Source organism: Kitasatospora sp. NPDC051170, assembly GCF_044455705.1.
In the GTDB taxonomy this organism is placed as follows: Bacteria; Actinomycetota; Actinomycetes; order Streptomycetales; family Streptomycetaceae; genus Kitasatospora.
This window is the reverse complement of the sequence record NZ_JBITFA010000007.1, coordinates 114357-136398: the sequence shown is the minus strand read 5'-3', so window position 1 is coordinate 136398 and position 22042 is coordinate 114357. Positions and strand designations below refer to the sequence as shown.

Genomic DNA, 22042 nt, shown 5'->3' with positions numbered 1-22042 from the left:
GGGGCCCGGCCCGCGCGACGTACGGAGACCTCATGCGCCCCACCGCCACCGCCCACGACGCCCCGCTCCCGATCGGCGTCATCGGCCTCGGGGACATCGCGCAGAAGGCGTACCTGCCCGTCCTCGGCGCCGTGCCGGGCATCGACCTGCACCTGATGACCCGCGACGCGGCCAAGCTCGCCCGCATCGCGGACACCCACCGCGTCGGCCCCGAGCGGCGGTTCACCGACCTGGCCGAGCTGATCGACGGCGGCATCCGCGCCGCCTTCGTCCACGCCTCCACCGACCAGCACGTCCCGATCGTCGAGCAACTCCTCGGCGCCGGCGTCGACGTGTACGTCGACAAGCCCCTCGCCTACACCCTCGAGGGCTCCCGGAAACTGGTCGACCTCGCCGACCGCACCGGCCGCTCCCTCATGGTCGGCTTCAACCGCCGCCACGCCCCCGGCTACGCCCAGGCCCTGGAGCGCCCGCGCGACCTGATCGTCCTGCAGAAGAACCGCGAAGGCCTCCCCGAGGCCGCCCGCACCCTCGTCTTCGACGACTTCATCCACGTCGTCGACACCCTCCGCTTCCTCGCCCCCGGCGAGATCGACCACATCGACGTCCGCGCCCGGGTCCGCGAGGGCCTCGTGGAACACCTGGTCCTCACCCTCGGCGGCGACGGCTTCACCGCCCTCGGCATCATGAACCGCCTCTCCGGCTCCACCGAGGAGGTCCTCCAGGTCTCCGGCGCCGACTCCAAGCGCGAGGTCCACAACCTCGCCGAGGTCATCGACCACCGCGGCCAGCCCACCGTCCGCCGCCGCGGCGACTGGGTCCCCGTCGCCCGCCAGCGCGGCATCGAACAGTGCGTCCACTCCTTCCTCGACGCCGCCCGCACCGGCAAGACCCTCGACGCCCACGACGCCCTGCGCACCCACGAACTCTGCGAAGAGATCGTCCACCGCCTCGAGGCACTCTGACCAACAGTGCGCCACTTCGACTTCAACCGGTACGCACGCGGCTCCGCCGGCACGCCTGAACCTTGACGTTCCTCCCTCGACGGTTCCTCGCCACCGGCTTCGCGGTCGGCGCCGCCCTCGCCGCTGCAACGGTCTGCCTCGCCGCCTGACCAGGCCCGACTCGCTCCGAGAAAGATCCTCGACGCCCTCGACGTCCTCCCGAAGCCACTTGGCTGTGGCGCGGGAGTCCCCGATGATGTCGGCGAGAAGACTGTGTCGAGCCGGTGGATGAAATATGTCGAGGGCGGGGATGTTCGCGGACGTGAAGACTGCGGTTCACAGTGGCGGATCGTCTGCGGACGACCGTGTCCAGCGGCGGCGCGAGGCGGTCGCGTGGACCCGGGGCCGCGATCTGACGAATGTGCATGCGGACGAGGCCGGGGCGCAGGTGCAGCGCCTCGGGCTGGGGCCGGTGGTCCTGCTGAGAACATCGTTTCCGTCGGTGCGGCACGGACGGACCGAGGGGATGATCCGGAGGGCGGACGAGGGGTGGTACCGCCTGACCCTGCTGCCCTCCTCCGGAGGACAGGTGCTCAGGAACGCCCGTGGTCACGTCGAGACGTTCGACGCTTGGGACCTCTGCCTCATCGAGAGCCAGCACCCGTACGAGGAGGGGACGTCCGGCCGTCCGACCTCGGGCGTGGGCTCTCCTCCGGGAGGCGGCGTGGGCATCGACCTCCCCGCGTCTCTGCTGTCGGTGCCCCCGCATGGGCTGCGCGGCCTGCTGGGCCGACGGTTGCCCGGTCGGGAAGGGGCGGGGGCGCTGCTGGCGGAGTTCGTCATCAACCTGGACCGTCAGGCTGCCGTCCTGCAGCGCGGAGAGGCATCCCGTCTCGGCGCGGTCGTGGTCGAGCTGGTGTCCGTCTGGATCTCCGGCGAGCTCGATGCCGAGGGCGAGCTGCAGCAGGAGCACCGGCCGAGCGTGCGGACGGAGAGCATCAGGGCGTTCATCCGGGGCGCTCTTCACGATCCCGGGCTGTCCCCGTCCGTGGTCGCAGCCGCCCATCACATCTCCGTCAGCCACCTGCACCGCCTCTTCGCCCGGCACTTCGAGGGGGAGACCGTGGCCGCCTTCATCCGCCGTCAGCGGCTGGTGAGGGCCGAGCGCGAACTCGCCGACCCGGCCCTGATCGCCCTGCCGATCCGTGCCATCGGCGCCCGCTGCGGCATGCCCAGTGCCTCCGAGTTCGGACGTGTCTTCAGGGCGGCGTACGGCCTCACGCCGCGCGAACACCGTCGTCGGGCGCAACTCGGGCTCGGGGAGGAGGCGGTGCGGGTCACGGCCGAATAGGCACGGCGTCTCCTGACTTCCTGAACGCGTCTCCTCTTCTCGAAAAGAATATCGATAGGGGAACTCTCGCCCTACGGTCGTTCCTGCACGTGGCATCCGAACTTCCCGTGGTTTGCCGCGCCTTGACCGATCTGTGAGGTTCCCGAAGTGCTACGTCGTCCCCTGGCGGCCCTGCTGGCCATGACCCTGGTCGCCCTCGGAACGGTCGAAGGGTCGGCCTTCGCCGAATCCGTGGTGCGACGCACCGCCGACGGCGCACCCGCCGACCCCGGACCGCGCCCGAAGCAGCACCAGGGCAGCGCCGAGGGGCGCGGCCACGACGCGCCCGCCGGCGCCACCAAGGCGAAGGACGGCTCCGGGCGCCAGGGCGCGGCGCCCGCCCCCGGCGAACTCCCCGAGGACAGGACCGGCACCACGGTTCCGGCCCAGGACCTCAAGCCCCAGCCCGTGCAACTGCCCGCCACCGAGGCCAAGCCCGCGGGCAAGCCCGCCGCGCTGCCCGTCAGCAAGGTGGACCCGGCGAAGAGCTTCGACCCGGTCACCAGCAAGGAACTTCCGGAGAAGCGCGCCGCGCAGCAGCGCACGTACCAGAACACCGACGGGACCTTCACCACTCGCAGCTACCCGGAGCCGGTCAACTTCCGCCGCTCCGACGGCTCCTGGTCCGCGATCGACACGACTTTGATACCCGGCGGCACCGCCAGCGGGGGCCGTGCCGCGCCCGTCCAGAACTCCTGGACCACGACGTCCACCGAGCAGCAGCTCAAGCTCGGCCTCACCGCCGACGCGGACCCCCTGGTCCAGCTCCAGCTCGCCGACGGCGTCTCCATCGGCTACAGCCTCCAGGGCGCAACCGCCGCCCAGGGTGCCGCGCAGGGCAGTGCCATCACCTACCCTGACGCCCGCCCGCGCGCCGACCTGACGATCCTCGCCGGAGGTTCCTCCTTCAAGGAGACCCTGGTCCTCAAGGACGCCACCGCGCCCACCGAGTGGGTCTTCCCGCTGCGCCTGCAGGGCGCGAGCGCCTCCCTCGACGCCGACGGCTCGGTCCACTTCACCAACCCCGCCGGAACCCTGCTCGGCCGCATGCCCGCCGGCTGGATGCAGGACTCCAACTTCGCGCCCAACACCGAGGAAGGCGTGATCTCCGGCGGCGTCGCCTACGAACTCGTCCAGCTGCCGGGCGGCGGCCAGGCCCTCAAGGTCAAGCTCGACGAGGCGTGGCTGCACGCCTCCGAGCGCGTCTACCCGGTCAAGGTCGACCCGACGGTCTCCCGCGTCCTGGCCAACGAGAGCACCTACGCCTACTCCCCGTACAACCAGGACTTCTCCGGCGACACCGTCCTCAAGGTCGGCACCAACGACGGCGGACGGCACCAGGCCGCCTCGTTCATCCGCTTCCGCGGCATCGAGGACTCCCTCAGCAACGCCAACATCCTCGGCGCCCGGCTGGCCCTGTACAACGGATGGTCCTACAGCTGCACCCCGCGCACCGTGACCATCCACCAGATCACCTCCGACTGGGCGGCGAGCTCCACGCGCAGCCTGCCCGGCCCCTCCACCGGCCCGCCCCTGGCCGCACCGTCCTTCGCCCACGGCTGGCGGCCCTCCTCCACCAGCGCCTGGGCCTGCCCGGAGGCATGGGAGTCGATCGACCTCGGCGCCGACGGCCGCAACCTGGTCAACTCCTGGACCCACCACTGGACCCCGAACTACGGCCTGGCCATCAAGGCCGACACCGGGGACAACTATTCCTGGAAGCAGTTCGGCAGCGTCAACAACAACGGCGGCCAGCCCGCGCTGGACGTCACCTGGTCGCGCTACGGCGCCGACTACGAACTGCTGGGCCTGCAGCAGCCGGTGACCGCCACCCAGGAGGGCATCGTCCGCCTGCGGGTGTGGAACCGCGGCATGGACACCTGGACCCCCACCAACAACTACAAGATGTCGTACCTGCTGTTCGACGGGTCGGGCAACAACATCACCGATTACGGCAGCAACATCGCCTGGACGGCCATGCCCAACGACGTCCCGCCGGGCGGCAGCGCCGTGGTCGACGCGCACATCCGCACCCTTCCGCAGGCCGACTACACCGTCGCGTTCACCATGGACCAGTTCATGGTCAGCAACTTCTGGGCCGACGCCGGGGTGCCGACCGTCAACATCCGGATCTCCTCCGTCAACGTCCCCCCGTACCTCACCCGCCTCGCCCCGCCCTCGGGCGCGGTCGTCTACCAGCTCCAGCCCACCCTCACCGCCGAAGGCGTCGACCCCGACCGGGCGCCGTACCCGGAACTGGACTACAAGTTCAAGGTCTGCCGGGTCGTCGGCGGCGACGCCCAGGTGGACTGCAAGGAGACCGAGTACCTCAAGCGCCAGGGCCGCTTCGTCGTCCCGGCCGGCTGGCTGACCTGGAACGAGCAGTACGCCTGGTACGCCAAGGCCGGTGACGGAGCCGGTGAAAGCCCGTGGACCGCGCCGTCGTACATCCGCACCGTCGTGCCGCAGCCCAGCCAGTACAGCACCGCCGCCGACGCCGGACGCAGCGTCAACACCGCCGCCGGCAACTACACCACCGCCGCCACCGACGCCGCCCTGCCCGTCGTCGGACCCGAACTCGCCGTCACCCGCAGCTACAACTCCCTCGACCCGCGCACCGACGGCGCCTTCGGCGCCGGCTGGTCCACCCCGTTCGACATGCGTGTCCAGGTCGAGTCCAGCAGCTGGCTCACCCTGCCGGGCAACGTGCTGCTCACCGCCTCCAACGGCACGCGCGCCCGCTTCGGCTGGGACCCCAACAAGAACGTCTACGTGCCCGGCGGCGGCATGGCCGCCGACCTGCGCAAGGTGGACGGCGGCGGCTGGACGCTCACCGACCGCGCGGGCAAGGTCCACACCTTCGGGGCCGACGGCCGCCTCACCCGCATCACCGACATCGCCGGCCACAACCAGGACCTCGTCTACGCCGGCGGCCGCCTCACCCAGGTCAAGGACGCCGTCTCCGGCCGCGCCCTGGCCCTCACCTGGACCGGTGCCCACGTCACCTCGGTGACCGCCGCCGGAACCACCTGGACCTACCAGTACAGCGGCGACCGGCTCGCCAAGGTCTGCCCGCCCGGCGCCGACCCGGCCGCCGCCACCGGCTGCACCGTCTACGACTACGGCTCCGGTTCGCGCTACCGCACCGCCGTACGCGACGCCGGTCCCTCCGGCTACTGGCGCCTGGGCCAGGCCGACGGCAGTACCCTCACCAACGACGCCCAGGTCAGCGACCGCTCGCCGGCCTCCGCCAAGGACGTCACCTTCGGCGCCGACGGGGCGCTCACCGGGAGCGCCGACCAGGCCGTCACCTTCAACGGCCGCTCCACGTCGTACGTCGAGCTGCCCAACCGCGCCATCAGCTCCTCCACCAACCGCAGCGTCGAACTGTGGTTCCGCACCACCGCGCCCGGCGTCATCCTCACCTACCAGAACCGCGCCATGGGCGAAGCCCCTTACAGCGTCGTCCCCGCCCTGTACGTGGGCTCGGACGGCAAGCTGCGTGGTCTCTACTTCGGTGTGACCGGTGGCCCGATCACCACCCCGGGGACCGTCACCGACAACGCCTGGCACCATGTCGTGCTCGCCGGCGCCCGCGACAACACCGCGATGTTCCTCGACGGCGCGCTGGTCGGCACCGCCGCCGGAGAGATCAACCACCTCAACATGGACCGCACCTACCTCGGCGGTGGCTGGACCGGCACCCTGCCGGGCGGCAACGGCGACTGGTCCTGGTTCAAGGGCCAGATCGACGAGGCGGCGATCTACGACTACCCGCTCACCGAGCAGACGGTCGCCGAGCACTACGCCCTGCGCACCGGCAGCACCCAGCTCACCAGGACCACCCTCCCGTCGGGCCGCACCAGCGCCCAGGTCACCTACGACGCCACCACCGAGCGCGTGACCAAGGTGACGGACGCCGCCGGCGGAGACTGGAAGATCTCCGACCCCGCCTACAGCGGGGGCTCGTTCCTCTACAGCAACGCGGTCAAGGCGTCCGACCCGGCCGGATACTGGCGCCTGGGCGAGCGCGACGGCGCCACCGCCGCCAGCGAGACCGGCAACGGCCTGACCGGCACCTACGGCGACGGTGTCACCAAGAAGGCCCCGGGCGTCTTCGCCCCCACCGACGACACCGCCGCCCGCTTCGACGGCTCCGCCAAGGCCCAGATCGAGATCCCGCAGGACGTCCTGCACGCCAAGACCGACCTCGCCGTCGAACTCTGGTTCAACACCACCACTCCGGGCGTGCTGATCGGCGACCAGAGCCGCGCGATCGACGACCAGGGTGGCGTCGGAGGCAGCTGGACCCCGGTGCTGTACGTCGGCGCCGACGGCAAGCTGCGCGGCCGCTTCTTCAGCAGCCCGATGGACAACGCCGCCTCGGCGAAGCCCGTCAACGACGGAGCCTGGCACCACGCCGTGGTCTCCGCCAAGGGCACGGCCCAGACCCTCTACCTGGACGGCCAGATCGTCGGCGTCCAGAACGGAGCCGTCGACCACCAGCAGAACACCCACACCTACATCGGCGCCGGCTTCGCCCGCTTCTGGCCCGCCGCCCCCGGCGACATCAGCCACTTCAGCGGCAGCATCGACGAAGTCACCGTCTATCAGCACCCGCTGACCGACGGCGACGTCGTCGCCCACTACCGTGCCCGCAGCGCCCAGGTCGGTGGCCAGGGGGTCGGCTACCGCGGCTCCGTGGTCGCCGACTCGCCCGGCGGCTTCTGGCGCCTGGACGAGACCGGTGGCACCACCGCCGCCAGCGAGGTCGCCGCGATCAAGGGCAACGGCATCTACGCGGGCGCCGTCAAGCCGGGCACCACCGGCGTGTTCGGCCCCGGCGACGGCCACGCCGCCGAGTTCAACGGCACCGACACCTCCTACGTCGAGTTGCCCACCCCGATCCTTCAGACCACCACCGAACTCGCGGCCGAACTGTGGTTCCGCACCGGCGCCCCCGGTGTCCTGCTCAACATCCAGAGCCAGCCCATGGGCACCGCCCCGTACACCACCGTCCCGGTGCTGTACGTCGGCGCCGACGGCAAGCTGCGCGGCATGTTCTTCGGGATCAACGGCGCCCCGATCGCCTCCGCCGGCTCCGTCACCGACGGCTCCTGGCACCACGCCGTGATCAGCGCGGAGAAGGGCACCCAGTCGCTGTACCTCGACGGCGCCCTGGCCGGCAGCGCCGCCGGCGCCCCCAGCCATCTCACCATGAACCGCACCTACCTCGGCGGCGGCTGGACCGGCACCCTGCCCGGCGGCAACGGCGGGTGGTCGTGGCTGACCGGCCAGATCGACGAAGTCGCCTTCTACCAGCACCCGTTGAGCGCCGACCGCGTCGGAGCCCACTACCAGGCCCGCTCGGCCTCCTCGGCCACTGAGCTCGCCTCCCGTGTCACCCTGACCGACCCGGTGGGCAACACCTCCACCGACATCCTCGACGCGACCCGCGGCAACCGCCTCATCTCCCGCACCGACGAGGGCGGCAACACCACCAACTACACCTACGACACGGGCGGATTCGTCCACACCGTCACCGACCCCAACGGCCACTCCACCGTCAGCGGCCAGGACGCCCGCGGCAACACCGTCTCGCTGACGACCTGCCGCGACGTCAACTCCTGCTGGACCTCCTACACCGGCTACTTCCTCAACAAGGACAACCCGCGCGACCCGCGCAACGACAAACCCACCGAGACCCGCGACGCGCGCTCCACCGGACCCGGGGACACCACCTACCGCACCACCGTCGGCTACAACACCCTCGGCCTGCCCGAATCCACCACCCGCCCCGACGGCCGCACCACCCACGCCGCCTACACCGCCGGCACCGAACCCGCCTACGGCGGCGGCACCACCCCCGCCGGCCTGCTCGCCGGCGAGACCACCGCCGCCGGCGCCGTCACCGGCTACACCTACTACGCCACCGGAGACCTGGCCCGCACCACCCTGCCCAGCGGGCTCACCCTCACCCACACCTACAACGCCGCGGGCCGCAGGACCTCGACCACCGAGACCTCCGACGCCCAGCCCGCCGGCGTCACCACCACGTACGAGTACGACGACCTCGGCCGCCAGACCGCGCAGACCGGGCCCAAGGTCACCGACGCCGTCAGCGGCGACACCCACCAGACCAAGGCCACCGTCACCTTCGACGCCGACGGCCGCGCGACGGGCAGCACGACCTCGGACATCGCCGGCGCCGACGGCACCCGTACCGTCAGCAGCAGCTACGACGGCGCCGGCCGGCTGGACAGCGACACCGACGCGATGGGCGGCGTCACCCGGTACGGCTACGACGCCCTCAGCCGCCGCACCTCCGTCACCGACCCGCTCGGCCAGGTCACCCGCTACACGTACACCCCGCGCAGCCAGCCCGCGACCACCGTCGTCGAAGGCTGGAACGGCGACGACAAGGGCGTGCGCAACCTGACCGTCGAGTCGCGCGCCTACGACCCGGCGGGCCGGCTGGCCTCCCGCACCGACGCCATGGGCGCCGTCCTCGGCTACACCTACTTCGACGACGGCCTGCCCGCCACCGTCACCGCCCAGGACGTCACCCAGGCCGACGGCAGCAGCCGTTCGATCGTCCTGGAAGCCGACGAGTACGACGGCGCCGGCCACCTGGTCAAGCAGACCACCGGCGGCGGCCGCACCACCGCCGTGCGCACGATCGACCCGTCCGGGCGCATCACCCAGACCGTCCTCGACCCGGGCGGCCTCGCGCGCACCACCACCCTCGCCTACGACGCCGACGACCGCGTCACCACCAGCACCCTCAAGATCAGCGACACCGAGAACAGCGTCCAGACCAACACGTACGACACCGCGGGGCGCCTGACCCGCAGCCAGCTGGCCTCCAGCGCCGGCGGTGCCACCGCCGTCAGCACCTTCAGCTACGACCAGCGCGGCCTCGTCACCGGTACCACCCCGCCGAACGGCAACGCCCCCGGCGCCGACCCGGCGGCGTACACCACCAACTACCTGTACGACACGCTCGGGCGCCGGACCGGCACCGTGGCACCACCGGTCTCCACCGAGAGCGCAGGAGCGGCGGCGACCACCACCCGCCCGACTTCCGTCACCGGCTACAACGCCTTCGGGGAGGCCGTCCGGGGGAAGGACCCGCTGGGCAACCAGGTCACGAGCTCGGTCGACCCGCTCGGCCGGGTCACCCAGGTCAACTCGCCCACCTACTACCGTCCCGGCTCCACCGTCGCGACCGCCTCGACCACCAAGGTGGAGTACGACAAGCTCTCGCGGGTCACCGCCACGACCGACGGCCTCGACCGCAGGACCACCTTCGGCTACGACCGCCTCGGCCACCAGGTCCAGCGCGTCGACCCCAACACCACCGGCGGCCCCGGCCTCCAGAGCCCGGTGTGGGACACCGCGCCCACCTGGTCCGCGACCTTCACCCCCACCGGCCTCCAACTGTCCGACACCGACCCGCTCGGCGCCCGCAGCGAGGCCACCTACGACCAGCTCGGCCGCACCCTGACCGCGACCGTCGTCGAACGCCAGCCCACGCTCCAGAACCTGACCACCAAGTTCGCCTGGGACGACGCCGGCAACCGCACCGCCCTCACCACCCCGGCCGGCAGCACCAGCAGCGCCACCTACAATCCCGCCGGCCAGATCGTGACCAGCACCGACCCCGTCGGCCGCGTCAGCAAGGCCGAGTACGACGGCGCCGGCCGCGCCGTGCGCGCCGTCGCCCCCCTCGGCGAATCCGTGCGCACCCGCTACGACGCCCTGGGCAATCCCGTCGCCACGGACGACCTCGACCCGGCCGGCGCCGTCCTGCGCACCACCACCGCCACGTACGACCTGGAGGGCAGGCCCCTCACCAGCACCAGCCCGGCCACCGGCGCCGTCACCAGCACCGCCTACGACGTCCTCGGCCGCCCGGTCAAGCTCACCGAACCGGTGGCCGCGGGCCAGGCGATCACCACCACCTTCGGTTACGACGCCGTCGGCCACCGCACCCGCCTGACCGACGGCAAGGGCAACGTCACCGTCTACACCTTCAACACCTGGGGCCTGCCCGAGTCCACGATCGAACCCGCCACCACGGCCCATCCCAACGCCGTCGACCGCACCTGGACCACCGGCTACGACTCGGGCGGCCAGGCGGACGCCGTCACCGAGCCGGGCGGCGTCACCCGGACCCGTTCCTTCGACCCGGCCGGACGCCTGGTGCGCGAGACCGGAAGCGGGGCCGAGAAGGCGACCGCAGTCCGAGTGCTCGCCTACGACAAGGCCGGCCACCTCACCCAGACCGGCGCCGCCCCGAACGCCCAGAACTACGTGTACAACGACCGCGGCCTGCCCATCAGGACGGGCACCTCGCAGGCGCCGGCCAGCCAGACCTGGGACTACGACGCCGACGGGCGCGTCGCCAAGCGCTGGGACATGGACACCGACCTGACCGTCTTCGGCTACAAGCCGGACGGCCAGCTCGACTGGGCCGACAACCCCAAGCTGAAGACCAAGAACTGGTACGGCTACGACGGCGACGGCCGCGTGAACAAGCAGTGGTACATCCAGGCCGACCCGACGGACACCAGCAAGGACAAGGCCGTCTCCGAACGACGCCTCAGCTACGACCCCCTCGGCCGCCTGGCCGGCGACCAGCTCCTGACCGTCGGCGGCGCCGGAACCCCACTCGCGGGCACCGCGTACGAATACGACCTCGACAACCGCCTGACCCGCAAGACCGTCAGCGGCGGGGCCGCCGACCCGGTCAAGGACAACCGCTACGGCTACGACCAGGCCGGCCGCCTCACCTCCTGGAACGGCGACGGCACCACCACCGCCTACACCTGGGACGCCGCCGGCAATCGCACCGGAAACGGCACCGCCACCGCCACGTACGACGAACGCAACCGGCTGCTCTCCGACGGCACCAGCACCTACCGCTACACCGCGCGCGGCACCCTGGCCGGCGTCACCACCGGAACCACGGACGACACTCTCGGCTACGACGCCTTCGGCCGCCTGATCACCGAAGGCACCACGAACTACACCTACGACGCCCTCGACCGCGTCACCACCCGCAACGCAGCCCACTTCACCTACGACGGCGGTTCCAACAACCTGACCAGCGACGGCACCTGGACCTACGCCCGCGACACCGCCGGCAACCTCCTCGGCGCCGCCAACTCCACCACCAGCCTGCGCCTGCGCACCGACCAGCACACCGACGTCACCACCACCCTCGACAACACCGGCGCCACCGTCACCGGCACCACTACCTACGACCCCTTCGGCAAGCCCACCGCCACCACCGGCACCGCCACCACCCTCGGCTACCAGAGCGGCTGGACCGACCCCACCACCGGCGACGTCAACATGGCCGCCCGCTGGTACCGCCCCGGCACCGGCGGCTTCACCAGCCGCGACTCCTCCCTCCTCAACCCCTCCTCCTCCGCCCAGACCAACCGCTACACCTACGCCAACGGCGACCCCCTCAACGGCACCGACCCCACGGGGCACATGTCGACGAAGGACGGGGCCGGTGGCGGCGGTGCCGGCGGCGGTGGAGTCGCAGTGCGCCCCGGACTGCCGAGCACCGGCAGCGCCGCATCAGCCTTCGGAAAGGTCGTCTTCGGACTCGCCGTAGCGGGTATCGGCCAGGAACTGCTCAAGCAGCACAGCGCGGCCCAGAGCAGCTCGGCAGCGGCGACGACCGCCCACTACGCGACGGTCCCCAGCATCCACGACCTCGAACTGGACAAGCTGGACCTCCGCGCCCGCATCGGCGCCCGCCCCGACACCGACCCGGGCAGGGAGGACCCCACCCCTCCCAAGTGCCAGGGCCCCCGGTGCAAGACCCCACGCCCGCCGCGCTTGCCCGAGCCCCAGAAGAAGAAGGAAGAGGAGAACGGCCAGAAGCCCAACGAGAAGCTCTGGGACCCCTCCAAGGCCGCAGTGGAACGCCCCGTCCCCCGGCTCGACTGGGCAGCACCAACCCTCGGTGACATGCTCAGGCTCGTCGCCGCCGCCTATGGCGCCGCCGAGCTCCAGAAGCAGCTGGCCACCAACCAGAACGCCGCCCCGTCCCAGGAACCGGACACCCACTCCGCGCCAGGGGCTGGTACAGGCAGTTCGTCAGATGACAAGAACAGGTCGAACAGTTGTCTGAATCGCAAGCCAGTCGGGGCTGACAGCGACGACCAAAGGGACAAGAATGCACGCGGGTGGATCAAGTATGGGGACATGGAGGATGTAGTAGGAAGTCCTGGTGTGAAGCGGCCTACTCTCGCCGTCGCATGCCTGGTCGGATTGCCGGACAAGGATCGCGGCACGGAAGCGACGAGGGCTGACATCACTGGATGGCTGGAAGCCAAGCAGATCGCACGTAATGCCGGCTGGCGGGTCGATGCCGGTCAGCCGGATGTGAACCTCCTGGCACGTTGCCACTTCATCGCACGAGAGTTCGGCGGTCGGGGAGATCCAGAGAACCTAGCCCCATGTTTCCAGGTCGGAGTCAATACCACCCGCTATGGTATGCGAGACTTCGAAGTGAACGTCGTGGGGGCGGCGCTGCGACAAAATATGGTCGTCAACTACCTGGTGGATCCGATTTACGAAAGTAAGTCAAGCACGATTCCGATGGGATTCTTCATGGTCGCCGTCGGAGAGGCTCCTGATGGCACATTGATACCGCTGAGGGTGAAGACCGTGAATAATGAGAAGCAGGGCCCCAATAATGGGCCGATGGTTCCACTTGGCCGTTAGGAAGAGGAGGGGAAATGGTAGGAATTAATGCCCGACTCGCGGGGATCATGGGTGATGCGGGCCGCGAGCGTGTCGAGGTCTGCTGGGGCGACTCTGTTGAGAGGCTTGGCGTCCGGATGCCGTCGGACTATCGTGAATTCGTGGAGCGATATGGTCACGTCCAATTTGGCGACGACCTTGTCGTGGCGGCGCCGGTGCTCGTTCCGGTGGTCCCGGGTGGAAATTGCTTTGATGGTATTTACTACTTCAACAAGGATCTTGGAGAGATGCTTGAGGGGTGGTATGAATGGAGTCCCGAAATTGGTCGCCCATATGAGACTTTCCCTGCGCGGGGGTGTCTTCTGGGGTGGGGGAACAATACGATCTCTGATTACTTCTGCTGGGATACTTCCGCCGGCGACCCCGATCTCTGGACGGTCGTGGTGTGGCGCTTTGATATTAGCGAGATGATTCGCTTTGATGGCGGAATGACGGAATTCCTTGCGGCTGTCCTCACGGGCGAATTTCCCGATGCCGATGAATTTTTCGATCGGTCTACGGGCTCTCCAACGTGGCGGTCCCTGTAGGTAGCCGGCCCGGTTCGGTGACTGGGCTGTGGCCGAGTCGGCGGCACCGCACCCTGACGAAGGACTCGGACGCTCCCGGGCGCCTGACATCCAAGATCCAGCTTGCCTGGGTCGAGTGGCGGCCAGGTAGAAGGCCAAGGCCCAGGTCGAGGATGTCGCCATCAGGGCCTCGGCCTTGGAGGTGCCCCGAGGGTGCGGACCAAGTGCTAGTGGTTGCCGCCCAAGGGCTGGAGGCGGGGTCGGGGGAATTCTGGGAGGGGGCTGGGAGGGGTGGGAAATCCTGGGGGAATGCTGGGAGTTGGGCGAACGGGAGGGTGTGGGGTGGGAGGTGGGAGTTCATCGACGGGGTCTTGTCGGGGGGATTTCTACGCGCGTAAGTTGTGGGGTCGGCGGGGGAGGGTGGGTGTCTTCCGTCGCTTTCTACGCGGGTAGCGCGCACTTCTGGGGTGGTGTGCGGCCCGTCGACGACCAGGAGACCTGCGCCGGTGACCAACGCTCCCGTTTCCCGTTCCGGCAGAGCCGCGCTGCTGCGCGCCGCCGTCCTTCCGGCCACGCTGGCCGCCTCGCTGGTGCTCGTGCCGCTGTCGGCGGCCGGTACGGCCAATGCGGCCGGTGCCGCGACGCCCGCGCCGACCGAGGCCGGGCCGCTGCGGATTCATGACGTTCAGGGCACCACGAGGGTCTCGCCGCAGGCGGGGAAGGCCGTGGTGGGGGTGCCCGGGATCGTCACCGGGGTTCGGGCGTACGGGAGTTCGAAGGGGTTCTGGTTGCAGGACCCGAACCCGGACGCGGACCCGGCGACCAGTGAGGGCGTGTTCGTCTTCACCGGCGCCGCCCCGACCGTGAAGGTGGGTGACTCGGTGCTGGTGAGCGGCAAGGTGACGGAGTACTACCCGAGCTTCTCGGGCGGCTCGCAGTCGATCACCGAGATCACCGGCCCGGCCGTCACCGTGCTGTCGGGCGGCAACGCGCTGCCCGCCCCGGTCGTCGTGGACACCCGCAACATCCCGGGCACCTACACCCCGGCCGCCGCCGCGGACGGCAGCATCGACTCCGTGGCGCTGAACCCGGAGAAGTACGCCCTGGACTTCTACGAGTCCCTGGAGGGCATGCTCGTCCAGGTCAAGGACGCCCGGGTCATACAGGCGACCGACAAGTACAACGAGCTGTGGGTCGCCGCCGACCGCCAGGACCAGCGCAGCAAGCGCGGCGGCGTGCTGTACGAGTCCTACCGTGAGCCCAACGTCGGCCGTCTGATGGTGCAGCAGCAGGCGCCCGTCTCCCAGCAGCCCTTCCCCGTGGCCAACGTCGGCGACGTGCTGACCGGCACCACCACCGGCCCGCTGGACTACAACAACTTCGGCGGCTACACCCTCGTCGCCGGCACGGTCGGCGCCCTGCAGGACAACCACCTGCAGCGCGAGGTCACCGCCCAGGCCGGCGAGCGCGAGCTCACCGTCGCCACGTACAACGTGCAGAACCTGGCCGCCACCAACCCGGACGCCAAGTTCGCCGAGCTCGCCCAGGGTGTGGTCACCAACCTGCGCTCGCCCGACATCGTCGCCCTGGAGGAGATCCAGGACGACAACGGCAGCAAGAACGACGGCACGGTCGGCGCGAGCAGGACGGTCGCGAAGTTCGTCGAGGCCGTCAAGGCCGCGGGCGGCCCGGCGTACGACTGGCGCTCCGTCGACCCGCAGGACGGCAAGGACGGCGGCGAGCCCGGCGGCAACATCCGCCAGGTGTTCCTGTTCAACCCCCAGCGCGTCTCCTTCACCGACATCCCCGGCGGCACCGCCACCACCGCCGTGGGCGTCACCGGCACGGGCGCCTCCGCCGCGCTCACCGCCTCGCCCGGCCGGATCGAGCCGGCCGACGAGGCGTGGACCAACAGCCGCAAGCCGCTGGTCGGGCAGTTCTCCTTCCGCGGCAAGAAGCTCTTCGTGATCGCCAACCACTTCAACAGCAAGGGCGGCGACCAGGGCATCGACAGCCGCTTCCAGGCCCCGGTCCGCAGCTCCGAGGTGCAGCGGATCAAGCAGGCCACGGTGGAGCAGGCGTTCGTCGCCAAGCTGCTGGCCGCCGACAAGGAGGCGAAGGTCGTCGCCGTCGGTGACTACAACGACTACCAGTTCTCGCCCGCCCTGTCCGCCCTCACCAAGGACGGCGTGCTGCGCGACCTGGTGAACGAGCTGCCCGAGACCGAGCAGTACTCGTACGTCTACCAGGGCAACTCGCAGGTGCTCGACCACATCCTGGTCAGCCCCGAGCTGGGCTACGCCAAGTACGACGTGGTGCACATCAACGCCGAGTTCGCCCAGCAGGCGAGTGACCACGACCCGCAGGTGGTCCGCCTCAAGCCGTGACCTGAGCTGCGGCTATGCTGCCCGGACCGCCGGTGACCACCGGCGGTCCGGGCAGGTTTTTTCGGGGGCGCAGCACATGGGGTACAGGATCGAGAAGATCGGCGCGGGGGACTGGGAGCGGCTCAAGGCCGTACGGCTGGCCCAGCTCCTCGACACGCCGATGGCCTTCGTCGAGACCCACGAGACGGCGCTCGGCCACCCCGAGAGCGAGTGGCGTGACCGCGCCGCCGCCGTGAACGGGCCCGGCCGGGTCGGCCTGGTGGTGGCGGACGGTGACAGTGGTGAGTGGGTCGGGACGATGCTGACCCTGCCGCACCCCGAGGAGCCCGCGACCGCCGTGCTGATCGGCGTCTGGACGGCGCCCGGGCACCGGGGCCGTGAGCGCGGCGCGACGGACGCCCTGCTCGACGCCGTCCTGGACTGGGCGCGCGCCGAGGGCAAGGACCGCGTGGTGCTGCGGGTGCACGAGGCCAACGACCGCGCCGCCGCCTTCTACCGGCGGCGCGGCTTCGAATTCACCGGCGACGCACAGCCGTTCGTGCTGGACCCGGCCACGAACACGCTGCGGATGATCCTCGAGCTGGGCTGAAACGCTGGGCGCGGTCAGCCCACGTAGTCGGCCAGGTGCTCCCCGGTCAACGTCGAGCGGGCGGCGACCAGTTCGGCCGGGGTGCCCTCGAAGACGATCCGGCCGCCGTCGTGGCCCGCGCCCGGGCCCAGGTCGATGATCCAGTCGGCGTGCGCCATCACCGCCAGGTGGTGCTCGACCACGATCACCGACTTGCCCGAGTCGACCAACCGGTCGAGCAGGCCCAGGAGTTGCTCCACGTCGGCCAGGTGCAGACCGGTGGTCGGCTCGTCCAGGACGTACACCCCGCCCTTGTCCGCCATGTGCGTGGCCAGCTTGAGCCGCTGGCGCTCGCCGCCGGAGAGGGTGGTGAGCGGCTGCCCGAGGGTGAGGTAGCCGAGGCCGACGTCCGCCAGGCGCTCCAGGATGCGGTGTGCGGCCGGGAGTTGGGCTTCCCCGGAGCCGGAGCCGGAGCCGGAGCCGGGGCCGAAGAAGGCTTCCGCCTCCGCGACCGGCATGGCCAGCACCTCGCTGATGTCCCGCCCGCCGAGGTGGTACTCCAGCACCGACGCCTGGTAGCGGCGCCCCTCGCAATCCTCGCAGGTGGTCGCGACCCCGGCCATCATCGCCAGGTCCGTGTAGACCACGCCCGCGCCGTTGCAGGTCGGGCAGGCGCCCTCGGAGTTGGCACTGAACAGGGCGGGCTTGACGCCGTTGGCCTTGGCGAAGGCCTTGCGGATGGGCTCCAGCAGGCCCGTGTACGTGGCGGGGTTGCTGCGCCGGGAGCCCTTGATCGCGCCCTGGTCGACGGAGACCACGCCCTCCGAAGCAGGGATCGAGCCGTGGATCAGCGAGCTCTTGCCCGAGCCCGCCACCCCGGTGACCACCGTCAGCACGCCCAGCGGCACGTCCACGTCCACGTCCCGCAGGTTGTGGGAGTTTGCGCCGCGGATCTCCAGCTTCCCGGTCGGCTTGCGCACGCTCGCGCGCAGCGCCGTCCGGTCCGCGAGGTGCCGCCCGGTGACGGTGCCGCTGGTGCGCAGCCCGTCCACGCTGCCCTCGAAGCAGACGGCCCCGCCCGCCGTGCCCGCGCCCGGGCCGAGGTCGACGACGTGGTCGGCGATCGCGATGGTCTGCGGCTTGTGCTCCACGACCAGCACGGTGTTGCCCTTGTCGCGCAGGCGCAGCAGCAGGTCGTTCATCCGGCTGATGTCGTGCGGGTGCAGGCCGGTGGTCGGCTCGTCGAAGACGTACGTGGTGTCGGTGAGCGCCGAGCCGAGGTGGCGGATCATCTTGACGCGCTGGGCCTCGCCGCCGGAGAGGGTGCCGGAGGGGCGGTCGAGGGAGAGGTAGCCGAGGCCGATCTCGACGAAGGAGTCCAGGGTGTGGCGCAGGCCGGCGAGCAGCGGCGCGACCGACGGTTCGTCCAACTCCCGGACCCAGCCGGCGAGATCGCTGATCTGCATCGCGCAGGCGTCGGCGATGTTGAGGCCGGCGATCTTGGAGGAGCGGGCCCCCTCGCTGAGCCGGGTGCCGCCGCAGTCGGGGCAGGCGGAGAAGGTGACGGCGCGCTCGACGAAGGCGCGGATGTGCGGCTGGAGGGCGTCCTTGTCCTTGGAGAGCATGGACTTCTGGAGCTTGGGGATCAGGCCCTCGTAGGTGAGGTTGACGCCGTTGACCTTGACCTTGGTCGGCTCCCGGTACAGGAAGTCCTGCATCTCCTTCTTGGTGAACTTGCGAATCGGCTTGTCCGGGTCCAGGAAGCCGGAGTTGGCGTAGACGCCGACCGTCCACCAGCTGTCGGTCTTCCAGCCGGGGATGGTGAACGCGCCCTCGGAGATCGACTTGGTGTCGTCGTACAACTGGGTGAGGTCGATGTCGGAGACGCTGCCGCGGCCCTCGCAGCGTGGGCACATGCCGCCGGTGATGCTGAAGCTGCGGCGCTCCTTGACGGTCTTGCCGGCGCGCTCGACGGTGACGGCGCCGGCGCCGCTGATCGAGGGCACGTTGAAGGAGAAGGCCTTGGGGGAGCCGATGTGCGGGGTGCCCAGGCGGCTGAACAGGATGCGCAGCATCGCGTTGGCGTCGGTGGCGGTGCCGACGGTGGAGCGCGGGTCGGCGCCCATCCGCTGCTGGTCGACGATGATCGCGGTGGTCAGGCCCTCCAGCACGTCCACCTCGGGACGGGCGAGGGTGGGCATGAAGCCCTGGACGAAGGCGCTGTAGGTCTCGTTGATGAGCCGCTGGGACTCGGCGGCGATGGTGTCGAAGACCAGTGAGCTCTTTCCGGAGCCGGACACGCCGGTGAAGACCGTCAGGCGGCGCTTGGGGATGTCGACGTCGACGTCCTTGAGGTTGTTCTCGCGGGCGCCGTGCACCCTGATGAGGTCGTGGCTGTCGGCGGTGTGCGGCGCGTCCGTCTTCCGGGCCATGGCGGCGCTCTCTCTCCGTCTCGTTCTCTACGGGCGGGGGCCCGCCGCTCCTCGGCCGGTGCGCGAGGAGGGGCGGGCCCGGGACATCCGGCAGGGGGTGCGCTCAGCGGACCTCGTTGAAGCGGATCATGTTCCCCGCCGGGTCACGGAAAGCGCAGTCTCGCACACCGTACGGCTGCTGGGTGGGCTCCTGGACGATCTCGGCGCCGCCGGTCTTGAGCCGGTCGAAGACGCCGTCCAGGTCGGGGGTGGCGAGCACGAGCCGGGCGTACGTGCCCTTGGCCATCATGTCGGCGATCAGCTTCTTCTCGTCCTCCGTGACGCCCGGGTCGGCCGCCGGGGGCTCCAGCACCACCGACACGTCCGGCTGCCCGGCCGGGCCGACGGTGATCCAGCGCATCGGGCCGCCGCCGACGTCCTGGCGCACCTCGAAGCCGAGCAGGTCGCGGTAGAAGCCGAGGGAGGCCTCGGGGTCGGTGTGGGGGAGGAAGGTCCAGTGAATGGTGATCTCGTTCATGACTGCCACGCTAGGCGCGCACCCGCCCGTCGCGCTTCTCGAAAACTGACTGCTTGGGGGTGGTGGGTGGCAAGGACTCGGCCGTGGACCGGCGTGGGCCGGGTCAGACGGCGGGCAGGGCCTGCCAGTCCTGCCAGCTGATGTCGCGGCCCAGGTAGCGCGGCTGCCGGAACGGCCAGTCCGCGGCGATCCACTCGGGGACGAGGGTGTCCAGCGCCTGCTCCAGTTCGCTGCCGACGCGGTCGGCGACGACCCACCAGGAGATCTCGGCGTCCGCGCCGACGCGCTCCGGCGGGTCGATGTACACGCAGCCGCGGATCGCCGTCTCGGCGCTGTCGAGCATCACGTAGTTGAAGGACTCGTGGGCGGCGATCTCCTTCTCGTGCCGCGCCAGGTCGATCCGGTTCGCCTCGTACGTGATCGTCTCCGCGGGCCAGCCCCAGGCCGGGCCGAAGATGCTCCACAGGTGCTCGCGCGAGCCCATCACGGTGGGGTAGTCGAGCGGGGCGTCGGCCTCGCGGATGGGCCGCAGGTGGTGGGCGCCGTCGGGCAGCGGGACGTGGAGGGGGTGGACGAAGTCAGCGGGAAGCCAGGTCATGGCGCCGAGGCTAGCCAAGGACGGGCCGTGGGCGTACCGGTTTCTTCCGGCCGATTCGTTGCGAGGGGGCTCAGGACCGGTCGAGGCCCCCGGCGGTGGGGGACGGGGCACGGCCACCGGGCCGCCGATGACCGGGCGTCCCGGCCTCAGGTGCCGGTGCGGCCGATGGCGACGAGGTGGCCGTCCTTGGTGCCGACGAAGACCCGTCCGCTGTCCGTCGCGGGCACCGAGAACCGGCTCACCGTGCCGAGGGCGAAGCTGCGGCGCAGCTTGAGCGCCCCGTTGACCGGCAGCGGGTCGTAGACGCGCAGTTCGCCGTTCTGGCCGCCCGGTCCGGTGCCGGAGTAGACGGTCCAGACGAGCGCCGAGCCGGAGGCCGTGCCGTTGGAGGTGACGACGGGGGAGCCGGAGGCGTAGCCGAAGCCCTCGGGGCTGGTGCCGGCGCTGGTCAGCTTCGGGGTGCCGGAGCCGTCGACGGAGTACTTGAGGGCGCGCAGGGAGCCGTTGTTCTCGACCAGGTAGACGTAGCCGCCGTCCCCGCCCCAGACGCCCGGGTGTCCCCAGATGCCCTTGTAGGGGCCGGTCGTGCCGACCACGGCGTCCGTCCCGCCCGGGCCCTGCCCGGTGCCGCCGAGGTTGTCGCGGTCGAGGAGGAAGATGCGGCCGTCCTTGCCGACCTGGACGAGCAGGTGCGGGTGGGCGGAGGTGCCGAAGCCGTCGGGGAGCGCGGCGGGGCCTCCGGAGCCGAGGTCGAGGTCGTTGTGGTCGAGGTCCCGGTTGTTGGTGGGGCTGAAGAAGTCCTTCGGGGCGAGGCTGCCGTCGGCGTTGACGCCGAGGCGTACGACCGAGTCGGCGAGGTGGCCGGGCGGCTGGTTGCCGGGGCCGGCGGGCGGTGAGCCGGCGTTGGCGCCGTTGCCGGTGGCGATGAAGATCCGGCCGGCACCGTCGGACATCAGCCCGCCGCCGCTCATCCAGACGCCGCCGTTCTGCGAGTCGGAGCCGGCCTCGGTGGACCAGAGGGTGACCTTGCGCGTGCCGGTGTCGACGCCGCCGACGTGGCCGACGTACGGGTTCTTGCCGCAGTCCGAGGCGAAGCCGAAGTACACGGCGCCGCCGAGGAGCAGCAGTCCGGCGCGCTGGACGGAGGTGTTCGGGTTGAGCGGGACGCCGGGGCTGTTCACCGGTGCGCCCTGGACGGCGACGGGCCAGCCGGAGCGTTCGGCGCCCGTGGTGAGGTCGAGGGCGTGCGCGGAGAAGTGGGCGCCGCCCTCGTTGGACCTGGACACCAGGTAGACGGTGCCGCTCGCCGCGTCGAGCACCGGCGTCGAGGTGATGCCGGTGCCGGGGGAGAGGCAGTCGGTGGAGGAGGGCACGGGGGCGCCGAGGGCGCGCTGCCAGAGGATGCGGCCGTCGGCGGCGTTGACGCCGTACACGTGGTTGGTCTCGGTGGCGACGACCACGGTCGATCCGGCGACCAGCGGCTGGGCGTGCACCGCGCCGTCGATGGCGGTGGACCAGAGCCGGCCGAAGTCCGCGCCCGAGACCTGGGCGGGCCCGAGGTTCGGCTCGGCCGCGTCCCAGCCGGTCCGCAGGTTGTTCACCGAGACGGTCGGGTTGTCGGCCCGCGCCGGCACCGGGGCGAGCAGCGAGGCCGCGGCGCTCGGGGTCAGCAGCGCCAGGCCCGCCAGCAGGGCCGCCGGTCGGCGGCGCCCGCCGCCGGCCGCCCGTGACGGGTGCGGTGCGCGGCACAGGAGTGAACGGGGAGGTCTGCTCATGCGATCGGCCTTCGGTTGTCGGGGGAGTACCGGGGGCGCCCGGCGTCGTGACGCCATTGTGTGACCGCCTGTTCGTACGGTGACGATGCGGCGAGGGCCATCTGGCCGACGGCGTCGCCGACGCCACCCGAGGAGAC

General features: G+C 70.8%; 10 protein-coding genes. 6 read left to right on the top strand and 4 right to left on the bottom strand.

Annotation, left to right across the window (positions count from 1 at the left end):
* The first annotated feature begins 32 nt into the window (after nucleotides 1-32).
* From ACIBCA_RS17225 to ACIBCA_RS17200, 6 genes are all read left to right on the top strand, one after another.
* Nucleotides 33-965 carry a Gfo/Idh/MocA family protein gene (locus tag ACIBCA_RS17225; RefSeq protein ID WP_396283711.1) on the top strand — a complete coding sequence of 311 codons (933 nt, stop codon included), beginning with the start codon at nucleotides 33-35 and terminating at the stop codon, nucleotides 963-965.
* Nucleotides 966-1470: 505 nt separating this feature from the next.
* The gene (locus ACIBCA_RS17220) at nucleotides 1471-2295 is read left to right on the top strand and encodes a helix-turn-helix transcriptional regulator (protein ID WP_396283710.1); all 825 of its coding nucleotides are present in this window, start codon (nucleotides 1471-1473) and stop codon (nucleotides 2293-2295) included.
* 147 nt (nucleotides 2296-2442) lie between these two features.
* Nucleotides 2443-13083 (top strand): LamG-like jellyroll fold domain-containing protein, encoded by a 10641-nt coding sequence (locus ACIBCA_RS17215; protein WP_396283709.1) that lies wholly within the window; start codon nucleotides 2443-2445, stop codon nucleotides 13081-13083.
* 14 nt (nucleotides 13084-13097) lie between these two features.
* Nucleotides 13098-13649: an SMI1/KNR4 family protein gene (locus ACIBCA_RS17210; RefSeq protein ID WP_396283708.1), complete on the top strand. Its 552-nt coding sequence runs from the start codon at nucleotides 13098-13100 to the stop codon at nucleotides 13647-13649.
* A gap of 485 nt (nucleotides 13650-14134) precedes the next feature.
* On the top strand, nucleotides 14135-16015 hold the full coding sequence (locus ACIBCA_RS17205; protein WP_396283707.1) for an endonuclease/exonuclease/phosphatase family protein: 1881 nt from the start codon (nucleotides 14135-14137) through the stop codon (nucleotides 16013-16015).
* Nucleotides 16016-16091: 76 nt separating this feature from the next.
* Complete coding sequence (locus tag ACIBCA_RS17200) at nucleotides 16092-16604, top strand: GNAT family N-acetyltransferase (protein ID WP_396283706.1); 513 nt, start codon at nucleotides 16092-16094, stop codon at nucleotides 16602-16604.
* 14 nt (nucleotides 16605-16618) lie between these two features.
* Here ACIBCA_RS17200 and ACIBCA_RS17195 read toward each other — a convergent pair whose 3' ends face one another.
* From ACIBCA_RS17195 to ACIBCA_RS17180, 4 genes are all read right to left on the bottom strand, one after another.
* Complete coding sequence (locus ACIBCA_RS17195) at nucleotides 16619-19015, bottom strand: ATP-binding cassette domain-containing protein (protein ID WP_396283705.1); 2397 nt, start codon at nucleotides 19013-19015, stop codon at nucleotides 16619-16621.
* A 103-nt stretch (nucleotides 19016-19118) separates the two neighbouring features.
* A complete protein-coding gene (locus ACIBCA_RS17190) occupies nucleotides 19119-19532 on the bottom strand; it encodes a VOC family protein (RefSeq protein ID WP_396283704.1) in 414 nt (137 codons plus the stop codon).
* Nucleotides 19533-19635: 103 nt separating this feature from the next.
* Nucleotides 19636-20130 (bottom strand): N-acetyltransferase, encoded by a 495-nt coding sequence (locus tag ACIBCA_RS17185; protein WP_396283703.1) that lies wholly within the window; start codon nucleotides 20128-20130, stop codon nucleotides 19636-19638.
* A gap of 146 nt (nucleotides 20131-20276) precedes the next feature.
* Nucleotides 20277-21905 (bottom strand): PQQ-binding-like beta-propeller repeat protein, encoded by a 1629-nt coding sequence (locus ACIBCA_RS17180; RefSeq protein WP_396283702.1) that lies wholly within the window; start codon nucleotides 21903-21905, stop codon nucleotides 20277-20279.
* Nucleotides 21906-22042 lie beyond the last annotated feature (137 nt).